This is a genomic window from Saccharopolyspora sp. NPDC050642 (assembly GCF_040654735.1).
GTDB classification, from domain to species: Bacteria; Actinomycetota; Actinomycetes; order Mycobacteriales; family Pseudonocardiaceae; genus Saccharopolyspora; species Saccharopolyspora elongata.
Genome location: NZ_JBFAIN010000008.1, coordinates 77838 through 101951, shown reverse-complemented (window position 1 = coordinate 101951; position 24114 = coordinate 77838). Strand labels below are relative to the sequence as shown.

Annotated in this window: 23 protein-coding genes; 6 read left to right on the top strand and 17 right to left on the bottom strand. The window is 70.6% G+C overall.

From position 1 onward, the window contains the following. Window positions 1-47: 47 nt before the first annotated feature. The 7 genes from AB0H93_RS15465 to AB0H93_RS15435 all read right to left on the bottom strand — a co-directional run bounded on the left by AB0H93_RS15465 (window position 48) and on the right by AB0H93_RS15435 (window position 8157). Window positions 48-791 (bottom strand): MerR family transcriptional regulator, encoded by a 744-nt coding sequence (locus AB0H93_RS15465; RefSeq protein ID WP_358572679.1) that lies wholly within the window; start codon window positions 789-791, stop codon window positions 48-50. 181 nt (window positions 792-972) lie between these two features. Then, window positions 973-2583, bottom strand: coding sequence for a DHA2 family efflux MFS transporter permease subunit (locus AB0H93_RS15460; RefSeq protein WP_358572677.1), 1611 nt, complete (start codon window positions 2581-2583; stop codon window positions 973-975). 441 nt (window positions 2584-3024) lie between these two features. After that, entirely contained in the window at window positions 3025-3771 is a 747-nt protein-coding gene (locus tag AB0H93_RS15455; RefSeq protein WP_132494732.1) for a GntR family transcriptional regulator, read from the bottom strand. Window positions 3772-3887: 116 nt separating this feature from the next. After that, window positions 3888-4655, bottom strand: coding sequence for a 3-oxoacyl-ACP reductase (locus tag AB0H93_RS15450; protein ID WP_358572674.1), 768 nt, complete (start codon window positions 4653-4655; stop codon window positions 3888-3890). Between the two features lie 47 nt (window positions 4656-4702). Further along, window positions 4703-6073 (bottom strand): aldehyde dehydrogenase family protein, encoded by a 1371-nt coding sequence (locus AB0H93_RS15445; RefSeq protein ID WP_358572672.1) that lies wholly within the window; start codon window positions 6071-6073, stop codon window positions 4703-4705. After that, window positions 6057-6785 (bottom strand): gamma-glutamyl-gamma-aminobutyrate hydrolase family protein, encoded by a 729-nt coding sequence (locus tag AB0H93_RS15440; RefSeq protein WP_358572670.1) that lies wholly within the window; start codon window positions 6783-6785, stop codon window positions 6057-6059. The genes AB0H93_RS15445 and AB0H93_RS15440 overlap by 17 nt, the downstream gene beginning before the upstream one ends. Continuing rightward, the gene (locus AB0H93_RS15435) at window positions 6766-8157 is read right to left on the bottom strand and encodes a glutamine synthetase family protein (RefSeq protein ID WP_358572668.1); all 1392 of its coding nucleotides are present in this window, start codon (window positions 8155-8157) and stop codon (window positions 6766-6768) included. The genes AB0H93_RS15440 and AB0H93_RS15435 overlap by 20 nt, the downstream gene beginning before the upstream one ends. A 199-nt stretch (window positions 8158-8356) precedes the next feature. Between AB0H93_RS15435 and eat the strand changes: the two genes are divergently transcribed. Next, window positions 8357-9796 carry an ethanolamine permease gene (gene eat / locus AB0H93_RS15430; RefSeq protein WP_358572666.1) on the top strand — a complete coding sequence of 480 codons (1440 nt, stop codon included), beginning with the start codon at window positions 8357-8359 and terminating at the stop codon, window positions 9794-9796. Window positions 9797-9820: 24 nt separating this feature from the next. On the opposite strand, the gene AB0H93_RS15425 is transcribed toward eat, so the two are convergent. The 3 genes from AB0H93_RS15425 to AB0H93_RS15415 form a co-directional block, all read right to left on the bottom strand. Beyond that, window positions 9821-10207 (bottom strand): YchJ family protein, encoded by a 387-nt coding sequence (locus AB0H93_RS15425; RefSeq protein ID WP_358572664.1) that lies wholly within the window; start codon window positions 10205-10207, stop codon window positions 9821-9823. Between the two features lie 87 nt (window positions 10208-10294). Continuing rightward, complete coding sequence (locus tag AB0H93_RS15420; protein WP_358572662.1) at window positions 10295-12199, bottom strand: primary-amine oxidase; 1905 nt, start codon at window positions 12197-12199, stop codon at window positions 10295-10297. A gap of 145 nt (window positions 12200-12344) precedes the next feature. Further along, the gene (locus tag AB0H93_RS15415; RefSeq protein WP_358572660.1) at window positions 12345-12707 is read right to left on the bottom strand and encodes a helix-turn-helix domain-containing protein; all 363 of its coding nucleotides are present in this window, start codon (window positions 12705-12707) and stop codon (window positions 12345-12347) included. Window positions 12708-12911: 204 nt separating this feature from the next. On the opposite strand from AB0H93_RS15415, the gene AB0H93_RS15410 reads away from it, so the two are divergent. Further along, window positions 12912-13604, top strand: a complete 693-nt coding sequence (locus tag AB0H93_RS15410; RefSeq protein ID WP_358572658.1) for an SDR family NAD(P)-dependent oxidoreductase — start codon at window positions 12912-12914, stop codon at window positions 13602-13604. Between the two features lie 31 nt (window positions 13605-13635). Here AB0H93_RS15410 and AB0H93_RS15405 read toward each other — a convergent pair whose 3' ends face one another. Next, entirely contained in the window at window positions 13636-13914 is a 279-nt protein-coding gene (locus AB0H93_RS15405) for a hypothetical protein (RefSeq protein ID WP_358572656.1), read from the bottom strand. Window positions 13915-14632: 718 nt separating this feature from the next. Between AB0H93_RS15405 and AB0H93_RS15400 the strand changes: the two genes are divergently transcribed. Both AB0H93_RS15400 and AB0H93_RS15395 read left to right on the top strand, forming a co-directional pair. After that, a complete protein-coding gene (locus AB0H93_RS15400) occupies window positions 14633-16204 on the top strand; it encodes a sensor histidine kinase (protein ID WP_358573000.1) in 1572 nt (523 codons plus the stop codon). Continuing rightward, window positions 16201-16896 carry a response regulator gene (locus AB0H93_RS15395; RefSeq protein WP_358572654.1) on the top strand — a complete coding sequence of 232 codons (696 nt, stop codon included), beginning with the start codon at window positions 16201-16203 and terminating at the stop codon, window positions 16894-16896. Before AB0H93_RS15400 ends, AB0H93_RS15395 begins: the two co-directional genes overlap by 4 nt. Before the next feature lie 148 nt (window positions 16897-17044). On the opposite strand, the gene AB0H93_RS15390 is transcribed toward AB0H93_RS15395, so the two are convergent. The 6 genes from AB0H93_RS15390 to AB0H93_RS15365 all read right to left on the bottom strand — a co-directional run bounded on the left by AB0H93_RS15390 (window position 17045) and on the right by AB0H93_RS15365 (window position 21918). Further along, window positions 17045-18277, bottom strand: coding sequence for a cytochrome P450 (locus AB0H93_RS15390; protein ID WP_358572652.1), 1233 nt, complete (start codon window positions 18275-18277; stop codon window positions 17045-17047). After that, a complete protein-coding gene (locus tag AB0H93_RS15385; RefSeq protein WP_358572999.1) occupies window positions 18274-18810 on the bottom strand; it encodes an ATP/GTP-binding protein in 537 nt (178 codons plus the stop codon). The genes AB0H93_RS15390 and AB0H93_RS15385 overlap by 4 nt, the downstream gene beginning before the upstream one ends. 43 nt (window positions 18811-18853) lie before the next feature. Further along, a complete protein-coding gene (locus AB0H93_RS15380; protein ID WP_358572650.1) occupies window positions 18854-19213 on the bottom strand; it encodes a DUF742 domain-containing protein in 360 nt (119 codons plus the stop codon). After that, complete coding sequence (locus AB0H93_RS15375; RefSeq protein ID WP_358394275.1) at window positions 19213-19626, bottom strand: roadblock/LC7 domain-containing protein; 414 nt, start codon at window positions 19624-19626, stop codon at window positions 19213-19215. Before AB0H93_RS15375 ends, AB0H93_RS15380 begins: the two co-directional genes overlap by 1 nt. A gap of 75 nt (window positions 19627-19701) precedes the next feature. Next, the gene (locus AB0H93_RS15370; RefSeq protein ID WP_358572648.1) at window positions 19702-21024 is read right to left on the bottom strand and encodes an ATP-binding protein; all 1323 of its coding nucleotides are present in this window, start codon (window positions 21022-21024) and stop codon (window positions 19702-19704) included. 267 nt (window positions 21025-21291) lie between these two features. Beyond that, window positions 21292-21918 (bottom strand): superoxide dismutase, encoded by a 627-nt coding sequence (locus tag AB0H93_RS15365; protein ID WP_358572646.1) that lies wholly within the window; start codon window positions 21916-21918, stop codon window positions 21292-21294. 165 nt (window positions 21919-22083) lie between these two features. On the opposite strand from AB0H93_RS15365, the gene AB0H93_RS15360 reads away from it, so the two are divergent. Then, the gene (locus AB0H93_RS15360; RefSeq protein WP_358572644.1) at window positions 22084-22887 is read left to right on the top strand and encodes an SAM-dependent methyltransferase; all 804 of its coding nucleotides are present in this window, start codon (window positions 22084-22086) and stop codon (window positions 22885-22887) included. Between the two features lie 106 nt (window positions 22888-22993). Continuing rightward, window positions 22994-24106 (top strand): acyltransferase, encoded by a 1113-nt coding sequence (locus AB0H93_RS15355; RefSeq protein ID WP_358572997.1) that lies wholly within the window; start codon window positions 22994-22996, stop codon window positions 24104-24106. Window positions 24107-24114 lie beyond the last annotated feature (8 nt).

The window sequence follows — 24114 nt, the reverse complement described above, 5'->3', positions numbered from 1 at the left end:
GGTTCGGATCGCCAGGCGATCCGCTCACGAGCGGCTGGCCACGCCGATCAGGACGCCTCGCCGGGCTTGCCGGTGTTCACCAGCAGCTCCACCAGCTTGTCGCCGAGCACGCCCGGGATGACCCGCTCCGCCGAGCGCGCCGCGGCCGCGTTGAGCGCGGACATCACCAGCGGCCGCAGCCGCTGCAGGACGTCGGAGTAGTACGGGATCTCGTCGTCGCTGGGCACCGGGCGGGTCAGCACGTGCTTGCGCACCACCTCGACCAGGATCTCCGCCACGTGGTCGATGTCCTTCTGCAGCTGCTCGGCGAGGTCCAGCACCTCGTTGAGCGGCACGCCGAGGCTTACCAGTTCCGCACCGGCGTCCAGCAGCTGCGGGCTCGGCGAGACGAAACTGCGGCCGCGCCGCTCCAGCAGGCCGAGTTCGATCGACCGCTTGATGTTCGACGGGGAGAACTGCTTTCCGAACTTCTTGCGCAGCTCCGCCACCGTGACGGCGCGGGGCGCCTCGTCCGCCCAGGACGCGCCGACGACCTCCTCCAGCCCGAGCACCTCGCCGAGGCTGCGCCCGGACTCCCAGGCCGCGATCATCTCCTTGATCTGCGCGAACGCGTAACCGCGCTCCAGCATGTTGATGATCAGCCGCAGCCGCACCAGGTGCGCGTCGGAGTAGATCGCCGTGCGCCCCTCCCGGCGAGGCGGCGGCAACAGCTCCCGGTCCTGGTAGACGCGCACGTTACGCACCGTCGTGCCCGCAGCCCGAGCAAGATCGTCGATCCGGTAGTCCGCCACTCGACGAAGTCTAGTTCCCCTGTTCGAACCGCGCCGCGACCTGGGCCGCGCCCGTGCGTCGCCCGAACCGGCCGACTTCGGACGGGGCGAGATCGACGGGCGTCGGCAGCGCCGCGAGCACGATCCCCTCGCGGCCGAGCAGCGGGCGTGGCCTCCGCCGCGCCCGCTGCTCCGTCGAACGTCAGCTAGCGTCCGCCTTAGCCGCTTCGCCTAGCGAAGCTCGGTCGTTCCCCTTGAGCGCGAAGCAGAACAACGCCGCTACCACTAGCACCCCGGCAGACGCCAGCAGCACCACCTGCATCGCGCTGACGAACCCCACCGCGAACGCCTCGTGGCCCAGCCGGGCGAAGAGGGCGGCGTCCTCGGGTGACAGACCAGCCGGCACCGACGGCGGGCTGAACCGCCCTCCCCCGGCCACCGCGCTCTCGACGAACTGCGCGCGCAACCCCGCGGGCAACTGGCCCGCCCGCAGCTCCGCTTCGCCGCGCAGGGCCGAGTTCAGGCAGGAGGCCAGGACGGCGCCCACCAACGCGGTGCCCAGCACCCCGCCGACCTGCCGCGTGGTGCCTGCGACCCCCGACGCCGCACCCGCGAACCTGGGATCGACGCCGTCCATGGTGACCTGCTGCAACGGCGCGAACGTCGCGCCGCTGGCGATGCCGATGATCAGCAGGCCGGGCAGGAGCGGCCAGGCTCCGGAGTCCGGCCCCGCCATCGCGGCGATGACCACCAGACCGAGCGCGAGCATGAGCATCCCCGCGGCGAGGACGCGCTTGCCCCCGATCTCGTCGGCCAGCCGCCCCGCATACGCCGAGCCGATCGCGGTGAGAACGGCGTTGGGCAGCAGGACGAAACCCGCTTCCAGCGGCGAATACCCCTGCGCCATCTGCAGGTAGAGGACGAGCACGAACGCGGTGCCGATCATGCCCAGCTGGAAGACGAAGCCGATCCAGTTCCCGGCCGCGAAGTTCCGCCCGGCGAACAGGCCCAGCGGCATCAGCGGCTCACCGCGCTGAACGTGCTGCCAGCCGACGAACAGCGCCAGGAGCACGACGCCGGCCGCGATGACCGACGGGATGCCGATCGGCCCGCTGATCGTTCCCCAGTCGTAGCGCTCGCCCTCGATGAGGCCGAACACGATCCCGCTCAGCCCCGCGGTGGCGAGCACGACGCCCACCAGGTCGATCTTGTGCGGGCGTGCGACGCGCAGTTCCGGGACGAACACCAGGACCAGCACCGCGGTGGCCACCCCGATGGGGACGTTGACGAAGAAGATCCAGCGCCAGCCGAGGTGGTCGACGATGAACCCGCCGAACACCGGGCCGAGGATCGGCGCGAGACCCGCGATCGCGCCGAAGACGCCGAACGCCCGGCCGCGCATCCGCGGCGGGAAGATCGTCAGGATCGACGAGATCACCTGCGGGAACAGCAGCGCGCCGCCCAGCCCCTGCAGCACTCGCGCGCCGAGCAGCTGTCCCGGCGTGCTCGCGAGGCCGCAGAGCGCGGATGCGGCGGTGAAGGCGGCGATGCCGACCAGGAACAGGCGCCGGTATCCGAAGGTGTCCCCGAGCCGTCCCGTCGTGATCAACAGCGCCGAGAAGACCAGCAGGTAGGCATCGATCACCCACAGCACCTGGTCGTACGAGGCGCCGATGCCGTCGATCAGGGTCGGGACCGCGATGTTGACGATCGTCGCGTCCAGCAACGACATGAAGAAGCCGATGCAGAGGATGCCGAGCACCAGCCACGGGCGTCGCGCCGCGGGCTGGTCGGCGGAATTGTTCTCCAGCACTCCGATTACCTCCGAGAATTCGGGCACCGGTCGGCGATCCGGGAGCCGAGGCGCGCGGCCTCGGGCCCGGATCCCATGACCGGTCCGGGAAATGTGGGCGTTCCGGTGACGTCGCGGAGACGCCCTAGAACCCGGGTTTCGGAGGATTGCCGGAAGCTGCGCCGAGTTCGGCGCGCGGAGAGCCGGAATGCGGTGATTCGAAGGCAGAACGCAGGTCTGCTCGCCCGATTGTCACAACCATCTCAGAACACCTTGCTGCGATGTGGTGTGACTCCCACCTTTCTCGCGTCATCGGACCCGAGTAAAGCTGATCGGCGAGGCTACGTCCACGATGGGAGGTGCCCACGGTGAGATGTCGACGCGGAGCCGAGCACAGCGCCCCCGCGCGGGCGGTTCCGAGCTGTCGTGACCGCAGTTTCAATTGAAACTGCGGGGAACCCGTCACGACAGGAAGCCGCGCAGCAGCGACGCGGTGCCCTCCAGGTGCTCGGCCATGGCCCGCCTCGCGGCCTCCGGATCGCCGTCGAGGATGGCCCGCACGACCTCCTCGTGCTGCTCGTTGGAGTGCACGATGTTGCGCTCCAGCAAGGGAATCGCGTCGAGCAGCTCGTTGAGGCGCATCCGCACGTCGGCGACCGCCGAGGTCAGCGACGCCGAGCCGGACAGCTCGGCGATCGCCAGGTGCAGCCGCGAATCCATCCGCCGGTAGTTGTGCAGTTCCGCGGTGCCCGCGTCGGACAGCCGCGACACCAGGTGGGCGCGCTCGGCCTCGCCGAGGTCCCGGGCCGCGGCCTGCTCGGCCGCGCCCACCTCCAGCACGTGCCGGTGGGTGAGGGCGTCGTGCAGGTCGACGCCCATCTCCCGGGCGATCCGGCGCGGCCCCTTGCGGCTGGGGCGCGGCGGTTCGACGTTGACGAACGTGCCGCCGTAGCGGCCGCGCCGGGACTCGACGTACCCGGACTCCTGCAACGCCCGGATCGCCTCCCGCAGCGTCACCCGGCTGACGTTGAGCCGGGCGGCCAGCTCCCGCTCCGCGGGCAGCCGCTCCCCCGGCGCCACCACGCCGAGCCGGATCGCCTGCAGCAGGCGCTCCACCGTCTCCTCGAACGCGTTGCCGGTGCGCACCGCTCGGAACAGCGCCTCGCTCGCCCGGCTGTGCAGCACCAACGGCTCGTTCTGGCTGCTCACGTCACTCCCCCCGGCCTGCCCTGCCGCGATTCCAACGGGAATCAACGCACCGATTCCCATTGAACCCCGTCAACGTCGCCCTGGCGCTGTGGGGTCGTGAGTGGTTCTTGCGGTTCTCACAGGGGCGTGACGTACGCGCCGGAGATGCCGCCGTCGACCAGGAACTGCGAGGCCGTGATGAACGACGCGTCGTCGCTGGCCAGGAAGGCGACCGCGGCGGCGATCTCGGTCGGCTCGGCGAAGCGCCCCATCGGGACGTGCACCAGGCGCCGCTGGGCGCGCTCGGGGTCCTTGGCGAACAGCTCCTGCAGCAGCGGCGTGTTCACCGGCCCCGGGCACAGCGCGTTGACCCGGATGCCCTCCCGCGCGAACTGCACGCCGAGCTCGCGGGACATCGCCAGCACGCCGCCCTTGCTCGCGGTGTAGGAGATCTGCGAGGTCGCCGCGCCCATCACCGCCACGAACGACGCGGTGTTGATGATCGAGCCCCTCCCCTGCCGCCGCATGTACGGCAGGACGTGCTTGCAGCACAGGTACACCGAGGTGAGGTTGACCTCCTGCACCTTCCGCCACGCTTCGATGCCGGTGTCCAGGATGGAGTCGTCGTCCGGCGGGGAGATGCCGGCGTTGTTGAAGGCGATGTCGACGGAGCCGAACTCCGCGTCGGCGGTGGCGAACAGCCGCTCGACGGCTTCGCCGTCGGTGACGTCGGTCTGCACGAACAGCCCACCGACCTCGTCCGCCGCGCGCTTGCCCGTGTCCTGGTCGACGTCGGCGATGACGACCTTGGCCCCCTCGGCGGCGAACCGGCGGGCGGTGGCCAGCCCGATCCCGCTGGCGCCGCCGGTGATGACGGCGACGCGGTCCTGCAAACGTTCCGGCATTTGCTCACTCCCTGTTTCTCTCGGGACACCAGGCCGGACGCATGAGCTCACGCGTCCTCCGAAGTCGGGATGAAGACGTTCTTGGTCTCGGTGAACGCGTCGACCGCATCCGGCCCGAGCTCGCGGCCGAGCCCGGACTGCTTGAACCCGCCGAACGGCGTGTTGTAGCGCACGGAGGAGTGCGAGTTGACCGAGAGGTTCCCGGCCTCGACCGCGCGCGACACCCGCAACGCACGCGCCACGTCGCGGGTCCAGATCGACCCGGACAGGCCGTACGCGGTGTCGTTGGCGATGCGCACCGCGTCGGCCTCGTCCTCGAAGGGCACCACCGCGACGACCGGCCCGAAGATCTCCTCGGCGAACGCCGGATCCGCCGGATCGGGCGTGAGAACCGTTGGCGGGAACCAGAATCCGCTGCCCGCCGGCGCTTCGCCCTGGAACGCCACCGGCGCGCCGTCGGGGACGTATCCTGCGACCTTGGCGCGGTGCGCGGCCGAGATCAGCGGCCCCATCTCGGTCTTCTCGTCGGCCGGGTCGCCGACGACGACACCGCGCACCGCCGGTTCCAGCAGCTCCATGAACCGGTCGTAGACGTTGCGCTGCACGAGGATCCGGGACCGCGCGCAGCAGTCCTGCCCGGCGTTGTCGAAGACGCCGTAGGGCGCCGTCGCCGCCGCGCGCTCCAGGTCCGCGTCGGCGAAGACGATGTTGGCACTTTTGCCGCCCAGCTCCAGCGTCACGCGCTTGACCTGGCTCGCGCACCCGGCCATGATCCGCCGGCCCACCGCGGTCGAGCCGGTGAAGACCACCTTGCGCACGTCGGGGTGGGTGACGAACCGCTCCCCGACTACCGCGCCCCGGCCGGGCAGGACCTGCAGCAGCCCTTCCGGAAGTCCCGCCGCCAGCGCCAGTTCGCCGATCCGGACCGCGGTGAGCGGCGTGAGCTCGGCGGGCTTGAGCACCACCGCGTTGCCCGCGGCCAGGGCCGGGGCGAACCCCCACGCGGCGATGGGCATCGGGAAGTTCCACGGCACGATCACGCCGACCACGCCCAGCGGCTCCTGGAACGTGATGTTCACGCCGCCGGCCACCGGGATCTGGCGGCCGAAGAGCCGGTCCGGTGCGGCGGCGTAGTACTCCAGCACGTCCCGCACGTTGGCCGCCTCGCCTCGCGCGTTCCCGATGGTGTGGCCGGAATTGCGCACTTCCAGCCGCGCCAGGTCCTCGATGTCTGCGTCCACCGCCGCGGCGAACCTGCGCAGCAGCCGTCCCCGCTCCGCCGGGGCGAGGGCCTGCCAGGACCGCTGCGCGCGGACCGCCCGCGCGATGGCGGCGTCGGTCTCGTCGACGGAGCACAGCTGCACGGTGGTCACGACCTGCTCGGTCGCCGGGTTGATCACTTCATGCGCGGTGGTCACCGCGTACCTCCTTCGCCGCCGCGGCAAGCGCCACGAACAGCCGGTCGTCGGCTGCGTCTTCTTCCGGATGCCACTGGACGCCGAGCGCGAACCGCGCCCCGGCCGGCTCCACCGCCTCGACGGTGCCGTCGCCGGCCCGCCCGGTGACGGCGAGCCGCGGGGCGGCCTCGGCGATGGCCTGGTGGTGGTAGCAGGGCACCTCGACGTGGTCGCCGAGGATCTCCGCGATCCGGCTGCCCGGGCTCAGCTCCACCTTCGTCCTGCCGAAGACCGCCCGCTCCGGCTGGTGATCCCGGTGCTCGACGAGGTCCGGGAGGTGTTGGTGCAGGGTTCCGCCGAGCGCGACGTTCATGATCTGCGCACCCCGGCAGACACCGAGCACCGGCAGGTCGCGGTCGAGCGCGGCGCGCAGCAGCCGGATCTCCCAGCCGTCCCGGGGCGGCCGGATCGGGCCGAGCTCGGCGTGCGGCCGCCCGCCGTAGCGCGCCGGGTCGATGTCCGCACCGCCGGCGAGCACCAGACCGTCCACAGCGGACAGATCGGGCTCACCCGGGAGGACCGGTAGCAGCACCGGGAATCCGCCGCCGCGGTGCACCGCGTCCACGTAGGTCGTGGGCAGCAGGGCCGCTTCGCGGTGCCAGACCCCCCAGCTCGCCGCTTCGACGTAGGTGCTGATGCCGATGATCGGCCGGTCAGAGGCGTTCGAACCCACGGATCCGCTCCCAGTCGGTGATCGCCGCGTCGAAGGCGGCCAGTTCCACCCGGGCCGCGTTGACGTAGTGGTCGACGACGTCCTGGCCGAACGCCTCGACCGCGACCTTGCTCCCGGCCAGCAGCCCGGCGGCCTCGCGCAGCGTCGTCGGGACCGTGGGTTTGCCGGAGGCGTAGGCGTTGCCCGAGAGCATCGGTTCCAACGGCAGTTCCTCGGATATCCCATGCAGCCCGGCCGCCAGGATCGCCGCCACCGCCAGGTACGGGTTGACGTCGCCGCCCGGCACCCGGTTCTCCACCCGCAGGCCATCGCCGTGGCCGACCACCCGCAGCGCACAAGTCCGGTTGTCCCGGCCCCACGCGATGGTGGTGGGCGCGAAACTGCCGGCCGCGAAGCGCTTGTAGGAGTTGATGTTCGGCGCGAGGAAGCAGGTCAGCTCCGGCAGGCAGGCCAGCTGGCCCGCGATGAAGTGCTCCATGACCGGGGAGAACCCGTGCTCCCCGGCGCCGGGCATCGCCGGACCGGCGTCGTCGCGCAGGCTCACGTGGATGTGGCAGGAGTTGCCCTCGCGGGCGTCGTACTTGGCCATGAAGGTGAGGCTCACGCCCTCCACGGCGGCTATCTCCTTGGCGCCGTTCTTGTAGAGCGCGTGGTTGTCGCAGCTGGTCAGCGCGTCGGAGTAGCGGATGGCGATCTCGTGCTGGCCCAGGTTGCACTCGCCCTTGGCCGACTCCACGTACAGCCCGGCGCCGGTCATGTCGTTGCGGATCCGCCGCAGCAGCCCCTCGATCCGGCTGGTCCCGGCGATGGAGTAGTCCACGTTGTACTGGTTGGCCGGGGACAACTCGTGGTAGCGCTTGTCCCACGCCTGCTCGTAGGTGTCGCGGAAGACCAGGAACTCCAGCTCCGTTCCGACGTGCGCGGTGAGCCCGAGCCCGGCGAGCCGGTCGAGCTGCCCGCGCAGCACCTGCCGCGGCGACGGGGCGACCGGCTCACCGGAATGCCACAGCACGTCGCAGAGCACCAGAGCGGTCGCCTCCTGCCACGGGATCCTGCGCAGGGTTGCGAGGTCCGGGCTCAGCACGAAGTCGCCGTAACCCGTCTCCCACGAGGTCATCGCATAGCCGTCCACAGTGGTCATGTCGACGTCGACGGCGAGCAGGTAGTTGCACGCCTCGGTGCCGTGGGCGAGCACCTCGTCGAGGAAGTAGCGGGCCGAGCACCGCTTGCCCTGCAACCTGCCCTGCATGTCGGTCAGCGCGACGACGACCGTGTCCACCTCGCCGGAGGCGACCAGCTCGCGCAGTCGTCCGACGGTCAGCTGCTCGTTGGGCGACACCGGTGGCTCCCTTCGGCCGAACCAGCCGGCCATGCATTGGTATGGGACCAGACCTTTGAACGCGGGCCAATGGAAGCAGTCGCCGACTCGGCGTGTCAACACCCGTTCGGCTGCTCGCATGGATTCGGCGTCGAGTTCCGGCCACGGGTATTGACATCGCCCGGGGGCGGCAGCACGCTGCCCAACTAATCAATGGGCCACGGTCATACCAATCCCGGGAGAGGACTCCGCCATGACCGAGAAGCGGCGGCAGGTGGACTACGAACAGGTCGGCAGCGACTACCTGGACAAGCGCCGGCTCCGGCAGGGCGCGGCGGGCTGGGTCCTGCTCGCCGGGCTCGGCGTCTCGTACGTGATCTCCGGCGACTTCGCCGGGTGGAACTTCGGGCTGGCCGAGGGCGGCTGGGGCGGGCTGCTCCTGGCCACGGTGCTGATGGCGACCATGTACACCTGCATGGTGTTCGGGCTGGCCGAGATGGCCTCGGCGCTGCCGGTGGCCGGGGCCGGGTACGGCTTCGCCCGCCGCGCCCTCGGCCCGCTCGGCGGCTTCGCCACCGGCACCGCGATCCTCATCGAGTACGCCATCGCGCCGGCCGCCATCGCGGTGTTCATCGGCGGCTACGTGGAATCGCTGGGGCTGTTCGGGCTGACCAGCAGCTGGCCGGTGTACCTGGCGTGCTTCGCCGTCTTCATCGGCATCCACCTCTACGGCGTGGGCGAGGCGCTGCGGCTGATGTTCGGCATCACCGCCGTGGCCGTGGTCGCCCTGATCGCCTTCGTGGTCGGCATGATCCCGCAGTTCTCGGCGGCGAAGCTGTTCGACATCGCACCGGTGGACGCCGCGGGCGCCAGCGCGTTCCTGCCGTTCGGCTACGCCGGGGTGCTCGCCTCGCTGGTGTACGGCATCTGGTTCTTCCTCGCCGTGGAAGGGGTTCCGCTGGCCGCGGAGGAGGCCCGCGACCCGCGCAAGGACATGCCGCGCGGGATCATCGCGGCGATCGCGGTGCTGCTGGTGTTCGCCGCGGCCATCCTGGTGGTCGCGCCGGGCGGGGCCGGGTCAGCGGCCATCGCCGACGCCGACAACCCGCTGCCCGCGGCGGTGCGCGCCGCCACCGGCGGCGACAACGCGCTCGCCGAGATCGTCAACTACGTGGGCCTGGCCGGGCTGGTGGCGAGCTTCTTCTCCATCATCTACGCCGCGTCCCGGCAGCTGTTCGCGCTGTCCCGCGCGGGGTACCTGCCGCGCTGGCTGTCGGTGACCGGCAAGCGCCGCACCCCGTACCTGGCGCTGGTGGTGCCGGGCACCATCGGCTTCGTGCTGGCCGCCGCCACCCGCGACGGGGCGCTGCTGATCAACATCGCGGTGTTCGGCGCGACGATCTCCTACGTGCTGCTGAACCTCTCGCACATCGTCCTGCGCTTCCGCGAACCGGGCCTGGAGCGCCCGTACCGGACCCCCGGCGGAATCGTGACGACCTCGGTCGCGCTGGTGCTGGCGATCGCGGCGGTGATCGCGACGTTCATCGTGGACATGGTCGCGGCGGCCATCATGGCCCTGATCTTCCTGGCGGCCCTGGCCTACTTCTGGTTCTACAGCCGCCACCACCTGATCGCCAACGCCCCCGAGGAGGAGTTCGCCGCCCTCCGAGCCGCCGAATCCGAGCTGTCGTAACCGCAGTTTCAATTGAAACTGCGGTCAGTCGTGGTCGCCGTCGACGTAGAACCAGGCCCCGTCCTCCCGGACGAAGCGGCTGTCCTCGGTCAGCACTCCGGCTCGTCCGCCCAGGCGGTAGTGCGCCTCGAACCGGACCGTGCCCTCCGCGTCGAACGGCCCGCCGCCGGTGCGGTCGAGGATTTCGAGGCGGACCCAGCGCTGGTCGGGATCGAGGCTCAGCGAGTCCGGCCGGGTCGAGGGGTGCCACGAGGCCAGCAGGTAGGCCGTGTCGCCGACCGCGAACGCGCTGAACCGCGAGCGCATGAGCTGCTCGGCCGTGGCCGCGCGGCGCTCGCCGGCGTGCAGGCGGGCGCAGCACTCGGCGAACGGTTCGCCGAGGCCGCAGGGGCATCGCTTGGGGGTGCTCACCCCGACAGCTTCTCATCAGCGCGGGGAGCCGGCGGTCGTGAGTGCGAGAACCGGTAAGAACCGGCTTCCGCACTCACGACCCCCCGGTCAGCTCTCGCAGCAGTGCGACGCGGTGCCGTTGCCGGGCGGAACGTCGAGCGTCGGGTTCCGGTCGAAGAAGCCGACCGGCTTGAGGGTGAAGCCGCAGAGGTCCACCGGCATCACCGGCCAGTCCTCCGCGCGCGGGAAGTGCGTCAGGCCGAAGGTGTGCCACAGCACGATGTCCTCGCCGTCGATGCCGCGGTCCTCCGCCGTGAACGCCGGGATGCCCGCGCCGCCGTGGCTCTGGTTCACCCACTCCCCCGCCGGGTACCGCTCGTCCGCCGCGTACCGGGTGACCCACAGGTGCTTGGTCGCGAACTCGGCGCGCTTCGCGATCGAAGAACCGGGATCCGCCAGCAGCACCGGATAGCCCTGCGGGTGCAGCGCGTATCCGACCGGCTGGCCGAGCCGGTTGGTGCGCTCGGTGTTGACCACGTGCCAGGCCCGCCCGCTGGCCGGATCGGCCTCCCGCCCGGCGTCGCTCTCCCGCGACAGCCGGGTGACGCTGCGGGTGAAGGCGTTGCCGTGCGGGTTCTCCGCACTGATCGGCTCGCGCTTCGCCTGCACCTCGTCGACGGCGTTGCTGGTGCCGTCGACCATCATGTCCAGCCGCGCGCTGAACAGGTGCTGGTGGAACGGCGCGCCGAGGCCGGGGGCGAGCTCGCTGGCCCAGCGCGAGCCCTCCGCCGGGTAGGACGAGGTGAACACGATGCCGGTGGCCTTGACCTCCAGCTGGATGGTGCCGTCCAGGTAGAGGTACCAGTAGAAGCCGTAGTCGTAGTTGCCGACGCTGGAGAAGAACGAGATCACCAGTCGCCGCTGCCGCCGGGTCTCGGCCGATCCGGTGAACACGTCGGTGTGCTTCCACAGCACGCCGAAGTCCTCCTCGTGCATGCACACCGCGTTGCGCAGCGTCCGGGGCGCGCCGTCCTCCTGCGCCACCACCGCGTCGAAGTAGTGGATCTCGCCGAGGCAGTCGCAGCCGAGGACGAGCTCGTTGGCGAGCTTGCCCAGCGAGTACTCGCCGGAGTCGAAGTAGTTCTGCCAGAACCGCGCCGGGGCCGGATCGCCGTAGTTGACCAGCATCTCGGCGACCGAGGCGCGGTAGATCACCGGCCGCTCCCGGTCGCCGTCGCGGAACGACAGCTGGTGCAGCACCAGGCCTTCGCGCGGGTCGAAACCGACGCGGAAGCGCCAGTTCTCCCAGCGCACCTCGTGGCCGTCGACGGCGAAGCTCGGCCCCTCGGGCTGGGTGATCTCGATCGGCTTCAGCGTGTCGCGCTGCGGGCCGAACAGCTCCTGGTCGGGGTAGTTGCCGCTCTCCGCCGGGACTGGCAGGTGGCGGTCGTCGACGACCTCCAGCACGCGCTGCTCGATGACGTCGACGTAGGCCACCAGCCCGTCCACCGGGTGCGCCCACGGCAGTTCGTCCGGGTCGTTCTGCACGAACGCCAGAGCCCGCAGCATCCGGCGACCGCTCTCCTCCGCGACGCCGAACCAGCCAGCGGACAGCGGGCAGACCCGCACCTCGTCGACGTCTTCGATGCCGCGGTCGCGGATCGCCTGCCGCCACGTCTCGTCGGCGCGCACGATCTTCTCGACCAGCTCGTACTCGGTCAGCATCACCGGCGGCTGGCCGTGCTCGACCGGGTCGACGGTGTGCCGCTCCACCACCCGATCGCCGGTCAGCGACACCACGGTGGTGGTCAGCTCACCCGTCTTCGTGTCGAGCAGCACCGAACGCACCTGGCGATCGAAATCGCCGCCCGCCAGCACCACGGCCTTCGCCGGTTCCTCCAGCTGCACCAGGGGAAACCGGGTCGATTCGCGCAGGAGTCCCGCGCCCTGCAGGACCTCGCGGTTGCGCACGATCTCGTCGGAGCTCAACGGTTCCAGCGGACGCTTCGTCATCGCCTGCCCTCTCCAGTCTCGGTCGCCCCGGATCGCCCCAGATTCCCTTGGAGCAGGGGGGTTCGTCCAGCGGATCAACACGATCACCGGATCGTCGCAACCGCGCCGGTCGGCTCACCGGATCGTCGCAACCGCGCCGGTCGGCTCAGCGCGCGTCGTAGCGAAGGCGGTTCGCCGCGATCTCGGTGCGGTGTTCGATCGCCCACTCGCCGAGCGCGAGCGCCGGGCCGAGCAGCGAATCACCGAGCTCGGTCAGCGCGTAGTCGACGCGCGGTGGCACGCTCGCGTGCACGGAGCGGCTGACCAGGCCGTCGCGTTCCAGCTTGCGGAGCGTCAGGGTGAGCATCCGCTGCGAAATGCCGCGAACGGCGCGGTGCAGTTCGCCGAAGCGAAGCGGCCCATCCCGGAGCTGCCCGACGACGAGCAGGCTCCACTTGTCCCCGACCAGCGCCAGGATTCCCAGCACCTCCTGGCAGGCCGCTGCTTCCGCTGCATCGGCGCGGGTCAATGGTTACCTCCGTGTGCGTGACCGACAGGAATGTGCCGTCTTGTGCGGACTCCTTTGGTACCAAAGGATGTGTCTGCGCACAAAACGTAAGTATTGGAAAGTTCAGCCGTTTCCGCTGGCGGACGGCCGTGCGTGCTTTGCGCTGCCATAGCGGCACCACAAACACACGGCCGGTGACCAGCGGTGACGCGGAAAGGGCAGCTGGTGCACAAGAATCTGGTGGTCGTCGGGGCCGGGCCGGGGCTCGGGATGGGCGTCGCGCGGGCGTTCGGCAGGCGCGGGTTCCGGATCGGGCTGATCGCGCGGAACGGGGCGCGCCTCGCCGAATCCGTCCGGGACCTGGAGAGCAGCGGCATCACCGCGACCGCGCACCCGGCGGATGTGCGGGACCGCGACGCTCTGACCGGCGCTCTCGACGAAGCGCAGCGCGCGCTCGGGCCGATCGACGTGCTCGAATACAGCCCCGGTCCGCAAGCGCCGATCACCTCGGCCGCCGAGACCGATGCCGATGCCGCGAGCGCGCAGTTCGAGCTGTGCACCCTGGGCGCGGTCACCGCCGTCAGCCACGTGCTCCCCGGCATGGTGGCACGCGGCCACGGATCGCTGCTGCTGACCACCGGGGTGTCGTCGCTGGTGCCCGCGCCTTTCCTGGGCAACGTGGGGCTGGCGATGGCTGGCCTGCGGAACTGGGCGCACGCACTGCACATCGAGCTCGCCCCGAAGGGGGTCCACGCCGCAGCGGTCACGATCGCCACCGGAGTCACCGCCGAAAACGCCGCCGAGGTGGGCGAACACTACTTCGGACTGTACGAATCCCCGGAGCGGGCCGAGGAAATCATCGGCGACGTCGCGGCCTTCGAATCGCTCGTCAGGAGCAACGCCGCGCCGCGCCCGTAGCCGACCGGGCGCGGCGCGGCGGTCCCTGGCGCTAGTCCTGCGGCTGATCTTCGAGCTGGGGCTGGGGCTTGGTCTGCGGTTGCGGCTTGGGGTACGGCTTGGTCTGAGGCTCGGATCCGTCCGGCGACGAGGTGCTGGTGTGCGTGGTTCCGTCGTGGGACTCCCCGTCGTGCGAGGACGCGTCCAGCACCGTCGCGGTGAGGAGCCTGTCCAGCCCGAGGGGTTTGGCCCCTTCAGCCGCGACGGCGGTGCCGGACGCCCCCAATACGACCAGACCGCCGAGCAGCACAGTGATGAGTGGACGACGCATGGAAAACCTCCCTGGAGTCGGGCATTGCCGTGGGAGACGCCATCACAACTCGATCACCGCCGCCGGATGCATCACCGTGCCGTGCAACCGGTTCCCGAGTTCGGGGGACGGGCCGCACCCCGGAGGGAAAGCAGCGGCCCGGTCGCCGGGGGATGTGCGACCGGGCCACCACGAGGTGGGTACCTGGGGGTGTCAGGTGTCCACCCGTTCCTCCTCCCGCGATTCCGCGGCCTGCGCACCGCGCCGCGGAATCACCCGGGATTCGTCGGCCGGAGGACCCGCCGACGGCGACGAACGCACTGCGTGCACGGGGAGTTCGTCTCCGCGGTCGAGGGCCGAGTGATGCCATGCTGCCGCGCCACCACCGCACTGTCGCCGTTGCGTACATAACGAAACTTTTGTCACTTTTGTAACCGGGAGCGGTGGCCGACTCCCCGCGGAGCCGGCCCGGACGGCGCCGAGCTGCTGGACCGATTCCGGCGGCAGCAGCGCGAAGCGCACGAGCACATCACCCGGGGGCCGGCCCGAGCGGGAACGGCTGGAATTCGCCCGCCTGCTGCTGAAGTACGTCGGCGCGACCGAAGCGCTCCGCGAGCGGCGCGCCCGGTGATCACACCCTGAAATCGATCGCTGACCTGCGGCGATGGTGGGGTGCCGCGCGTTCGCCGAACCCCGGCGGTTAACGTTCGAGCCGGTGGTGGAGGAGGCGGGCGCGGTGTTGCGGGTGCAGGGATCGTTGTCTCGGCAGTTGCTCGGGTGGCAGCTGCTGATCATCGTCCTGCTGCTCGCCTCGATCGCGGTGTTCTCCGTCGCGCAGACCGACTCCGCGTTCCGGGCCACCGAGGGCCGCAAGATGCTGTCGGTCGCCGAAGACCTCGCCGCCACCTCCGGAGTGCGCGTCAGCCTCGAAGACCCCTACAAGCGCGACACGCTGCCGATCTTCGCCGAGAGCACCCGCAACCTCTCCGGCGCCGACTACGTGATCATCACCGACCAGCGCGGCATCGTGCTCACCTCGCCCGATCCCGGGCAGCGCGGGCAGCTGCTGCCGAAGTCCGAGACCGCGCTGGGCGGCCGCTCGTGGGTCGGCGAGATCGAGCTGGACGGCGCCGGTTCGCTGGTCGCCCAAGTGCCGGTGATCTCCGAGGACGCGCGCGTCCTCGGCGTCGTCGCGGCCGGCCGCAACCCCCCGGACCTGCTGCAGGGGCTGCGCCAGGCGCCGGAGAACCCGCTGACCCTGCTGGCCTTCGCCACCGTGCTCGGCATCGCCGGATCGGTGCTGCTCGCCCGGCGGGTGAAGCGGCAGACGCTCGGCCTGGAACCGCAGGAGATCACCCGGCTCGTCGAGCACCGCGAGGCCCTGCTGCACGGCGTTCGCGAAGGCGTGCTGGGCGTCGACGAGCAGAACCGCATCACGCTGGTCAACGACCAGGCGCGCCGCCTGCTGTCGCTGCCGGCCGACTGCGTGGGCAGCGACATCGACTCGCTGGACCTCAACGACCGCGCCCGCGACGTGCTCACCGGCCGCACCGACGGCGTGGACCAGATCGTGCTGCGGCGCGGCAAGGTCGTGGTGCTCAACCGGATGCCGATCTCGTCGGTCGGCGCCGTGGTGACCATGCGCGACCGCACCGAACTCGTGGACCTGCAACGGGAACTCGCGGTGCACCGGGACACCACCGACACCCTGCGCGCCCAGGCGCACGAGTTCAGCAACCGGCTGCACATCATCTCCGGGCTGGTCGAGCTGGGCGAGTACGAGGAGCTGCAGCGCTACGTGCACCGCATCAGCCACACCCGCGAGCAGTGGCACGCCGAGGTCACCGCGCGGGTCCACGACCCGGCCACCGCCGCGCTGCTGATCGCCAAGGCCAGCCTCGCCGCCGAACGCGGCGTCGGCCTGCGCCTGAACGAGGGCAGCTACCTGCCGGAGATCGACGAAGAGCTGTCCGCCGACCTCGTCACGGTGCTGGGCAACCTGATCGACAACGCGCTCGACGCCCTCGAAGCCGGTCCGGCCGACGCGGACCGGTGGATCGAGATCGACCTGCGCTGCACCGACGAAGTCACCGCGGTGGTGCGGGATTCCGGGCCCGGGGTGGCCGCCGAGATCGTCGAAGAGGTGTTCCGGCACGGCTTCACGACCAAGGCCGCGCGCGGCGGCGAACGCGGCCTGGGTCTGGCGTTGACGAGGCAGATCTGTCATCGTCGCGGCGGTTCGGTGCAGGTGCACAACGCGCACGGCGCGGTTTTCACCGCGCGGCTGCCGCTGGAAGGGCCGGGATCGTGATCAAGGTGTTGGTGGTGGACGACGACTTCATGGTCGCGAAGATCCACAGTGGATACGTGGCCCGCGTCGACGGGTTCGAGATCGTCGGGGTGGCGCACACCGGCGCGGACGCGATCCGCGCCGTCGACGAACTGCGCCCGGAGCTCGTGCTGCTGGACATCTACCTGCCCGACATGGACGGCCTCTCGGTGCTGCGGGAGCTGCGCGCGAGCACCGCTCGCCCGTCGGCGGACCCCGACGTCATCGTGATCACCGCGGCCCGCGACCTGGACACCGTGCGCGGCGCGATCCGCGGCGGGGCGCTGCACTACCTGATCAAGCCGTTCAGCTACGAGGCGCTGCGCGACCAGCTGGAGAACTTCCGCGCCCTGCACCAGAAGCTCAGCGGACTACCCGGCGATTCCCCCGCCGCGCAACAGGACGTCGACCAGATCTTCGGCACCCGGACCCACCGAGCGGCGCCGCCGAAGGGACTGGCCACCGAGACGGCGCAGATCGTCGAGCGCATCCTGCGCGAGACGACCGCGACCGACGGCGACGTGTCGGCGGCGGAATGCGCGGACGCCGCAGGCGTTTCCCGCGTCAGCGCGCGAAAGTACCTGGAACACTTCGTCACCTCGGGCCGCGCCGAGGTCCGCCTCCGCTACGGCGGCACCGGCCGCCCGGAACGCCGCTACCACTGGACCCGCTGACCGCCAACGCGAAACGCCCCGGCGCGTTCGTCCCCAGTTTCAATTGAAACTGTCACCCACCGAGCAGAGCCGGTGCAGTTTCAATTGAAACTGGGGACAGACGTGGTGGTGTGCAGTTTCAATTGAAACTGCACACCCCTGCGGACCGTCAGTACCAGGTGAAGGTGACCGGTAGGGCCGTCAGGCCCCGCATCCAGACCGACGGGCGCCACACCAGGACCTCCGGCGCCACCGCCAGCGCCACGTCCGGCAGCCGGTCCAGCAGCACCTCGATGCCCGTCGTCGTGATGATCCGCGCGATTTCCTGCGCGGGGAACGGACATCCGTGCTCGCCGTGGCTGAACGACAGGTGCGCCTGGTTGCCCGCCGCGCCCGCGTAGGAGTCCGGCCGCACCTGCGGGTCGGTGTTCGCCGCCGCCAGCCCGAGCACCACCAGGTCGCCCTTGCGGATCCGCTTGCCGCCCAGCCGCGTGTCCTGGGTCGCCCAGCGCCCGACGAAGTTCTGCGTCGGGGTGTCCTCCCACAGCACCTCGTTGAGGGCCTGGCCGACGCTGCGGCGGCCGCCCGCGAGGGTCACCGCGAAGCGCTCGTCGGTGAGCATCAGCCGGATGGTGTTGCCCATCCAGTCCGAAGTGGTCAGATAGCCCGCGCCCATCGTGATGAACAGGTCCGCCGCGATCTCCTCGTCGGTGAACCCCACCGGGTGCGCCTGCAGGAACGAGGGCACGTCGCGGCCGGGGTTCTCGCGCTTCTCCCCCGCCAGCGCCAGCATCCGCGCGACGACCCGCTCGTGCGCCCGGACCGCCTCGTCGCCCTCCTCGGCGGACAGCGCCACGTCCCGGACCAGCGTCGGAGCCTCCTCGTCCGGCAGCCCGTAGATCTTCAGCAGCGCCAGCAGCGGGATCTGGTGCGTGTACTCGGCGATCAGATCCGCCTCGCCGCGGCCGGCGAAGCCGTCGATCAGGCCGTCGCAGATCTGCTCGACCTGCAACCGCAGGTCGAATTCGTCCACATCGGCCAGCGCCTCGGCCAGCGCGCCGCCGCGCTTGCGGTGGTCCTCGCCCTCGGTGAAGACCACCGACGGCTGGGGCTCGACGTAGGGCCGCAGCGACCAGTCGTGGGGCACCGAGTTCCAGCCGTTCCAGCGGCGGGAGTCGCGGCCGAACAGGTCGGGGTTGCTGGTGACGTGGTGGACCTCGCGGTAGCCGAGCGCGCACCACGCCGGCACGCCGCCTTCGAGCAGCACCGGCGCGACGGTGCCGTGCTCGCGCCGCAACTCCCGGTAGACCTCCTCGGGGTTGTTCTGGAACCGCGGACCGTAGAACGTCGCGGCCCCGGCGTGCGTGTCCTCGTCCGCCGAAGACTTGTTGGGGCTGGTCACCGCGTGGCCTCCCGGGCGGTCGACAGGGTGTGGAGGTGTTCGACGAGCCCGACCAGCACGGCCTTGCTGGATTCCCGGTCGCGGGCGTCGCAGTCGATCAGCGGCACCTCGGGCGACAGGTCGAGCGCGTCGCGCACCTGTGCCGGGCTGTGCTCCGGTTCGCCGAAGTTGTTGCGGGCGACCACGAACGGCATCCCGTGGTGTTCGAGACGGTCGATGGCGTACCAGGAATCGGCCAGGCGGCGGCCGTCCACCAGCACGACGGCGCCGAGCGTCCCGGAGAACAGCTGGTCCCACACGAACCAGAACCGCTCCTGGCCGGGCGCGCCGAACAGGTACAGCACCAGGCGCTCGTCCAGCGTGATGCGGCCGAAGTCGAACGCGACCGTCGTGGTCGACTTGCCGCCGACGCCGCCGGTCTCGTCGATGCCGATGCCGGCCTGCGTCATCGTCTCCTCGGTGCTCAGCGGCCGGATCTCGCTGACCGAGCGCACCATGGTGGTCTTGCCGACGGCGAACCCGCCGACGATCACGATCTTCAGGCCGTCCGCGGCGGTGTCGCGGAGCGGGACGCGACTAGATGTTCCGGAGTCCAACGAGCACCTGCTTGAGGAATTCGGGGGCGGGCAGTTGCGCCTCGACGCGCTTCGAGGACGGGTGGCGGGCGGTGATCTTGCCCATGTCGAGCAGATCGGAGAGCAGGATCTTCACCACGCTCACCGGCAGCCCGAGGTCCGAGGACAGCTCCACCACCGCCACCGGCTCGCGGCACAACCGCAGGATCTTGGCGTGCTCGGACTGCATTCCCGCGCTCGGATCGGATTCGCTGACGATCAGCGTCACCAGGTCGAAGGTGTCCTCGGCGGGCCTGCTGCGGCCGCCGGTGACGGTGTAGAGCCGGTCCGGGTCCTCCTCGTCGACCAACCGCCTGGCCATCACGCCTCGGCCGGGTCGTCGTCGCGCGGCGGGGAGCTCAGGTACTCGCCGATCTGCTCCACCAGTTCGTTCATGTTGTGCCCGACGACGCCGACGTCCGCGTCGTCTGCGGCCAGCACGGCGAGGTGCGCGCCGACCCCGGCCTCCACGATGCACAGCACGCCGCCGTAGAACTCGGTCATGGACTGCCGGACGCCGCCGCTGCCGTCGCCGAACTCGACCGACGCCCCGTAGGACAGGCTTTGGATGCCGGAGGCGATGGCGGCCAGCTGGTCCGCCTGGTCCACCGACAGGCCGGGCGTGTGGCAGAGCTTGAGTCCGTCCTTGGACAGCACCAGGGCGTGCCGGGTGCCCGGCGTCCGCTCCAGCAGGTTCTCCAGCAACCAGTCGAGGTCGCGAGTTGTCGTGGTCATCGCAGCTGTGGGGCGGTGCTCCGGGATCCCGGCACCGACCCGCGCCTCCAATCCGTTGTCCAGGCGGTCAGGCCGTCATCGAGAGTTGTCGTCCGAAGTGGACGGTGAGTCGCGGCGGGCGTTGCGGAAGGCGCCGAACCGCGCCCCGGCGTCCGGGCGCGGCCGGGGCGGCTCGGACTCCTTCGACTCGGTCGCGGCCGATCGCGCCGCGGCCAGCGTCTTGCCGCGGCGGCGCTTCGGCAGCCCATTCGGATCGCCGGTTTCCGGTGCCGGATCGGCGCTTTCGGCCGCGACCGGCGCTGCGGAGGCTGAGGGGGCTTCCGGCGCCTGCCTCGGGGCGGGCGCGGGTTCCGGTCGCGGCTGGGTGATCAGCTGCCGCGGGATCAGGACGACGACGCCGGTTCCGCCGCGCGAGGACGACCGGAAGGAGACGGTCAGGCCGTGCTTGCGGGCCAGCTGGCCCACCACGGCGAGCCCGAGCCGGGTGCCCGACATCGCGGCCAGGTCCAGCGGTTCCGCCGACACGGCGCGCTCGGCGCGGGCCAGCGCGGCGGGGCTCATGACCAGGCCGCTGTCCTCGACCGTGACGATGACGCCGGTGTGGAGCTCCTCCACGTAGACGTGGACCTCCTCCGCCGGCGGCGAGAAGCGGGTGGCGTTGTCCATCAGCTCCGCGAGCGCGTGCATGACGCCTTCCGCGGCGTAGCCCACCACCGCGACCGTGCTGGTGGAATGCAGCCGGACCCGCTGGTAGGAGCTGATCCGGCCCATCGCGCCGCGCAGCACGCTCTCCATCACGATCGGCTTGGTCCAGCGGCGGCCGGAGCGGGCGCCGGTCAGCACCGCGATGCTGTCCGCGAGGCGGCCGGCCTGCGCCGTGCTGTGGTCCAGCTTCAGCAGGTCCGCGAGCACGTCCTCGTCGTGCCGGTTCTCCATCTCGCGGAGGTCGGCGAGCGTGCTGGTCGCCAGCGCCTGCATGCGACCGGCAGCGTTGGCGCAGGTGGCCATGGCCGCGGCGCGCATGCGTTCGCCGGTGGCGACTTCCTGCGCCACGGCCCGGATGACGCGCTGGTGCGCGACGTCGAAGGACGGCGCCGCTTCGGCGAAGGCGGCGTCCGCGGCGACGCCGCCGCGAATCCGGTGCGCCAGGACCGGAAGCGCCTCACCGGCGAGCCGAGCGCGTTCCGCGTCGAGCGCCGCCGAATCCGCCCTCGCCTGGCGCAAGAACTGCGCCCCGCCGATCGCGATGGCGATCGCGGCGGACAGCAGGAACGAAAGAACGCCGCCGTACCAGGCCACCAGCGCCTGGCTGCCGACCGGCGCGGCGAGGGACACCCACAGGCAGGCGCCGCCGGTGACGACCAGTGCGGCCAGAAAAGCGAGCAGCGGCGGCCGCACTCCTCGACGGTGAACGGAGACGCGGGTCGGCATCAAATGAGGTCCTAAGTGGCCGGTCGGTAGCGGAGCTGAGCTGGCGGACTCGCCATGGCCCGTGATCGTATCCGAGCCTGCATTCGGATAACTCACAGTTGGATGACATTTCCGGAACCGATTGCCACCGCGCCGATCCAGCGGCCGGAAGCACGATGGGGGCCGTGCGTGGTTTGTGCTGCCATGGCGACACAAAGCACGCACGGCCCCGAAACCGCCGTCCTGCTCTACCCGTCAGGGAAGGAGCAGGCCGTTCTTGCCGGCGCGGGCGTCGGCGAAGCGCTTGGAAACCTCGTCCCAGTTGACGACGTTCCACAGGTGCTTGACGTAGTCCGCCTTCACATTGCGGTACTGCAGGTAGTACGCGTGCTCCCAGATGTCGAACACCAGCAGCGGCGTCGTCGCGATCGACAGGTTCGAGTGGTGATCGCGCAACTGCTGGGTGATCAGCCGCTGACCGACCGGGTCCCAGGCCAGCACGCCCCACCCGTTGCCCTGGATCGTCGTCGACACCGCCTCCAGCTGGGCGCGGAACTTGTCGAACGAGCCGAAGTCCTCGTCGATGGCCGCCGCCAGCTCACCGGTGGGCTTGTCCCCGCCGCCCGGCGAGAGGATCTTCCACCACACCAGGTGCAGCGAGTGCCCCGCCAGGTTGAACGCCAGCGTGGTCTCCAGCCCCACGATGGAGGAGAAGTCACCCTTCTCCCGCGCCTCGGCGATCTTCTCCACCGTGTCGTTGGCGCCCTTGACGTACGCCGCGTGGTGCTTGCTGTGGTGCAACTCGTTGATCTCACCGGCGATCGCCGGCTCCAACGCCGCGTAGTCGTAGTCCAACTCCGGCAACACGTACTGCTGCGCCATTGTCCTCATCCCTTCCGCCGATCATCTGCGATCGACGAAAGTCTCAAACTTCAAGCGCGCTGCAGGTCAATGACACGATGGTGGTGTTCTCGATCACGTTTCACCCTGTTCGACCGATGTTCGGCCGACTACTCTCCGCTTCTTGCACGGTTACCCGGAGGCATCATGTCGGAACACGGTCAGCTCCCGCAGGACCTCGACCCGGACCGCCCCAGCGGCGCCCGGGTGTACGACTTCTTCCTGGGTGGCGGCAGCAACTTCGCCGCCGATCGCGAGCTGGGCCGGCGCGTGCTGTCGGTGGCCCCGGACATGCGGCTGAGCGCGCTGGCCAACCGCGCCTGCCTGCACCGGGTGATCCGGATGTGCCTGGCCCAGGGCGTGCGGCAGTTCCTCGACGTCGGCTGCGGCATCCCGTCGATCGGCACCCCGCACGAGCTCGCCCAGCGGCTCGACCCGACCGCGCGCGTGGTCTACGTCGACAACGAGCCGGTCGCCGTGACCCACGGCGAACTCATCCTCGAGGGCAACCCGAACACCGCCATCGTGCAGGCCGACCTGCGCGACATCGACGAGGTGCTGGCCGCCACCGACGTCCGGCGGCTGCTCGACCCCGACCAGCCCACGGCGGTGCTGATGTTCGCGGTGCTGCACCACGTCTCCGACCACGACGCCCCGTCCGCGCTGATCCGCGCCTACCTGGAGTCCTTCGCGCCCGGCTCGTTCCTGGCGCTGACCCACCTGACGGCCGACCACGCGCCGGAGATCATGCGAGCCGTGTTCGACCTGCTGCCGGCCAACCCGCATCCCTGGACGCCGCGCAGCCGGGCCGAACTGGAGGCCCTGCTGACCGGTCTCGACCTGGTCGATCCGGGCGTGGTGCCGATCGCGCAGTGGCGGCCGGAGCGCGGCGACCTGGACCTGCAGCCGGCGGCGCCGCTCGGTTACGCCGCCGTGGCGCGGAAGCCGTGACCAACCCGACAGCGCACCGACGAACCGCTGCTCGTCGTGATCAAATCGATCGAAATCCGGTCATAAGCAGACAAAACTCCCTGGTACGGTGGCGGGCGTGCCCGAGATGACCACCGCGAAAACCCGCCAAGCCTCGGGCCGGAGCACTCGCAAGATCAGCTGGGACGTGGTGCGCACTGGCTGCGTGGTGCTCGTCATGTGCTACCACTCGACGTTCCTCGGCACCTTCCTGCACCCCGAGATGACGCCGCGCGACATCGTCTTCCCCTACCAGGTCGGCGCGAGCCTGCTGCTGGTGATCTCGGCGTACTTCGCCTGCGTGACCATCGGCCGCGGCACCGTGCTGCGCTACTGGTGGGGCCGCATCGCGCGGCTGCTGCCACCGTTCCTCGGCGCGGTGGTGGTGATCTTCGTGGTGATGCGCTGGGCGGCGATCGAGGGCTGGTTCTACCCGAGCTTCAACGACCTCTGGTGGAACCTGCTGATGCTGTGGAACTGGAAACCGGCGGACTACTGGTTCATCGACGGATCGCACTGGACGGTCCCGCTGCAGCTGATGGGCTTCACGGCGGCCGCGCTGCTGTTCCGCACCAGGTGGGGGCACGGGCGGCGGATCATCGCGGTGCTGTGGGCGGCCGTGCTGGTGCCGATCGCGCAGTGGCCGATCCGGGTGGCCGACAAGTCCGAGCTGTACCGCACGATCGTCGACGGCATCGGCGTGCACCGCTGGCACCTGTTCGTCGCCGGGGTGGCGATCTGGCTGTGGTCGACGCGGCGCATCCACCTGCTGCACTTCGCGGCGATGCTGGCGGCCTGCATGCTCGGCCAGGCGCTGCACAACTACAGCGAGACGCCGGAGGGCCTGATCGCCGACTGGGGCTCGACGGTCGCGGTGTGCATCGGCATGGTCGTGGTGGCGCTGACGGCCTTCGGGCCGGACTGGAACCGGTTCGTCCCGGGGTGGCTGGCCGGCCGGATCACGTGGTTCGCCGGGATCTCCTACGGCGTGTTCCTGGTGCACCAGACCATCGGCTACATCGTCATGAAGGAGCTCGACGAGGTCGGCGTCGACCCGCTGTTGCAGACCGCCGCGATGCTGGTCATCGGCACGGCGCTGGGCTGGGCGCTCACCCGCGTCGTCGAGCGCCCGACGCACAAGTTCCTGATGCGCGCCTACGACTCCCTGGCCGGCCGCCGCACGCGGTCGAGCGGAGCGTGAGGGGCGCC

Bases quoted from the DNA above. Each gene is read 5' to 3' on its own strand.
- AB0H93_RS15450 (WP_358572674.1), bottom strand. From the start codon at position 4,655: ATGCCGGAACGTTTGCAGGACCGCGTCGCCGTCATCACCGGCGGCGCC.
- AB0H93_RS15435 (WP_358572668.1), bottom strand. From the start codon at position 8,157: ATGGCCGGCTGGTTCGGCCGAAGGGAGCCACCGGTGTCGCCCAACGAG.
- eat (WP_358572666.1), top strand. From the start codon at position 8,357: ATGACCGAGAAGCGGCGGCAGGTGGACTACGAACAGGTCGGCAGCGAC.
- AB0H93_RS15420 (WP_358572662.1), bottom strand. From the start codon at position 12,199: ATGACGAAGCGTCCGCTGGAACCGTTGAGCTCCGACGAGATCGTGCGC.
- AB0H93_RS15405 (WP_358572656.1), bottom strand. From the start codon at position 13,914: ATGCGTCGTCCACTCATCACTGTGCTGCTCGGCGGTCTGGTCGTATTG.
- AB0H93_RS15380 (WP_358572650.1), bottom strand. From the start codon at position 19,213: ATGGCCAGGCGGTTGGTCGACGAGGAGGACCCGGACCGGCTCTACACC.
- AB0H93_RS15375 (WP_358394275.1), bottom strand. From the start codon at position 19,626: ATGACCACGACAACTCGCGACCTCGACTGGTTGCTGGAGAACCTGCTG.
- AB0H93_RS15365 (WP_358572646.1), bottom strand. From the start codon at position 21,918: ATGGCGCAGCAGTACGTGTTGCCGGAGTTGGACTACGACTACGCGGCG.
- AB0H93_RS15360 (WP_358572644.1), top strand. From the start codon at position 22,084: ATGTCGGAACACGGTCAGCTCCCGCAGGACCTCGACCCGGACCGCCCC.
- AB0H93_RS15355 (WP_358572997.1), top strand. From the start codon at position 22,994: ATGACCACCGCGAAAACCCGCCAAGCCTCGGGCCGGAGCACTCGCAAG.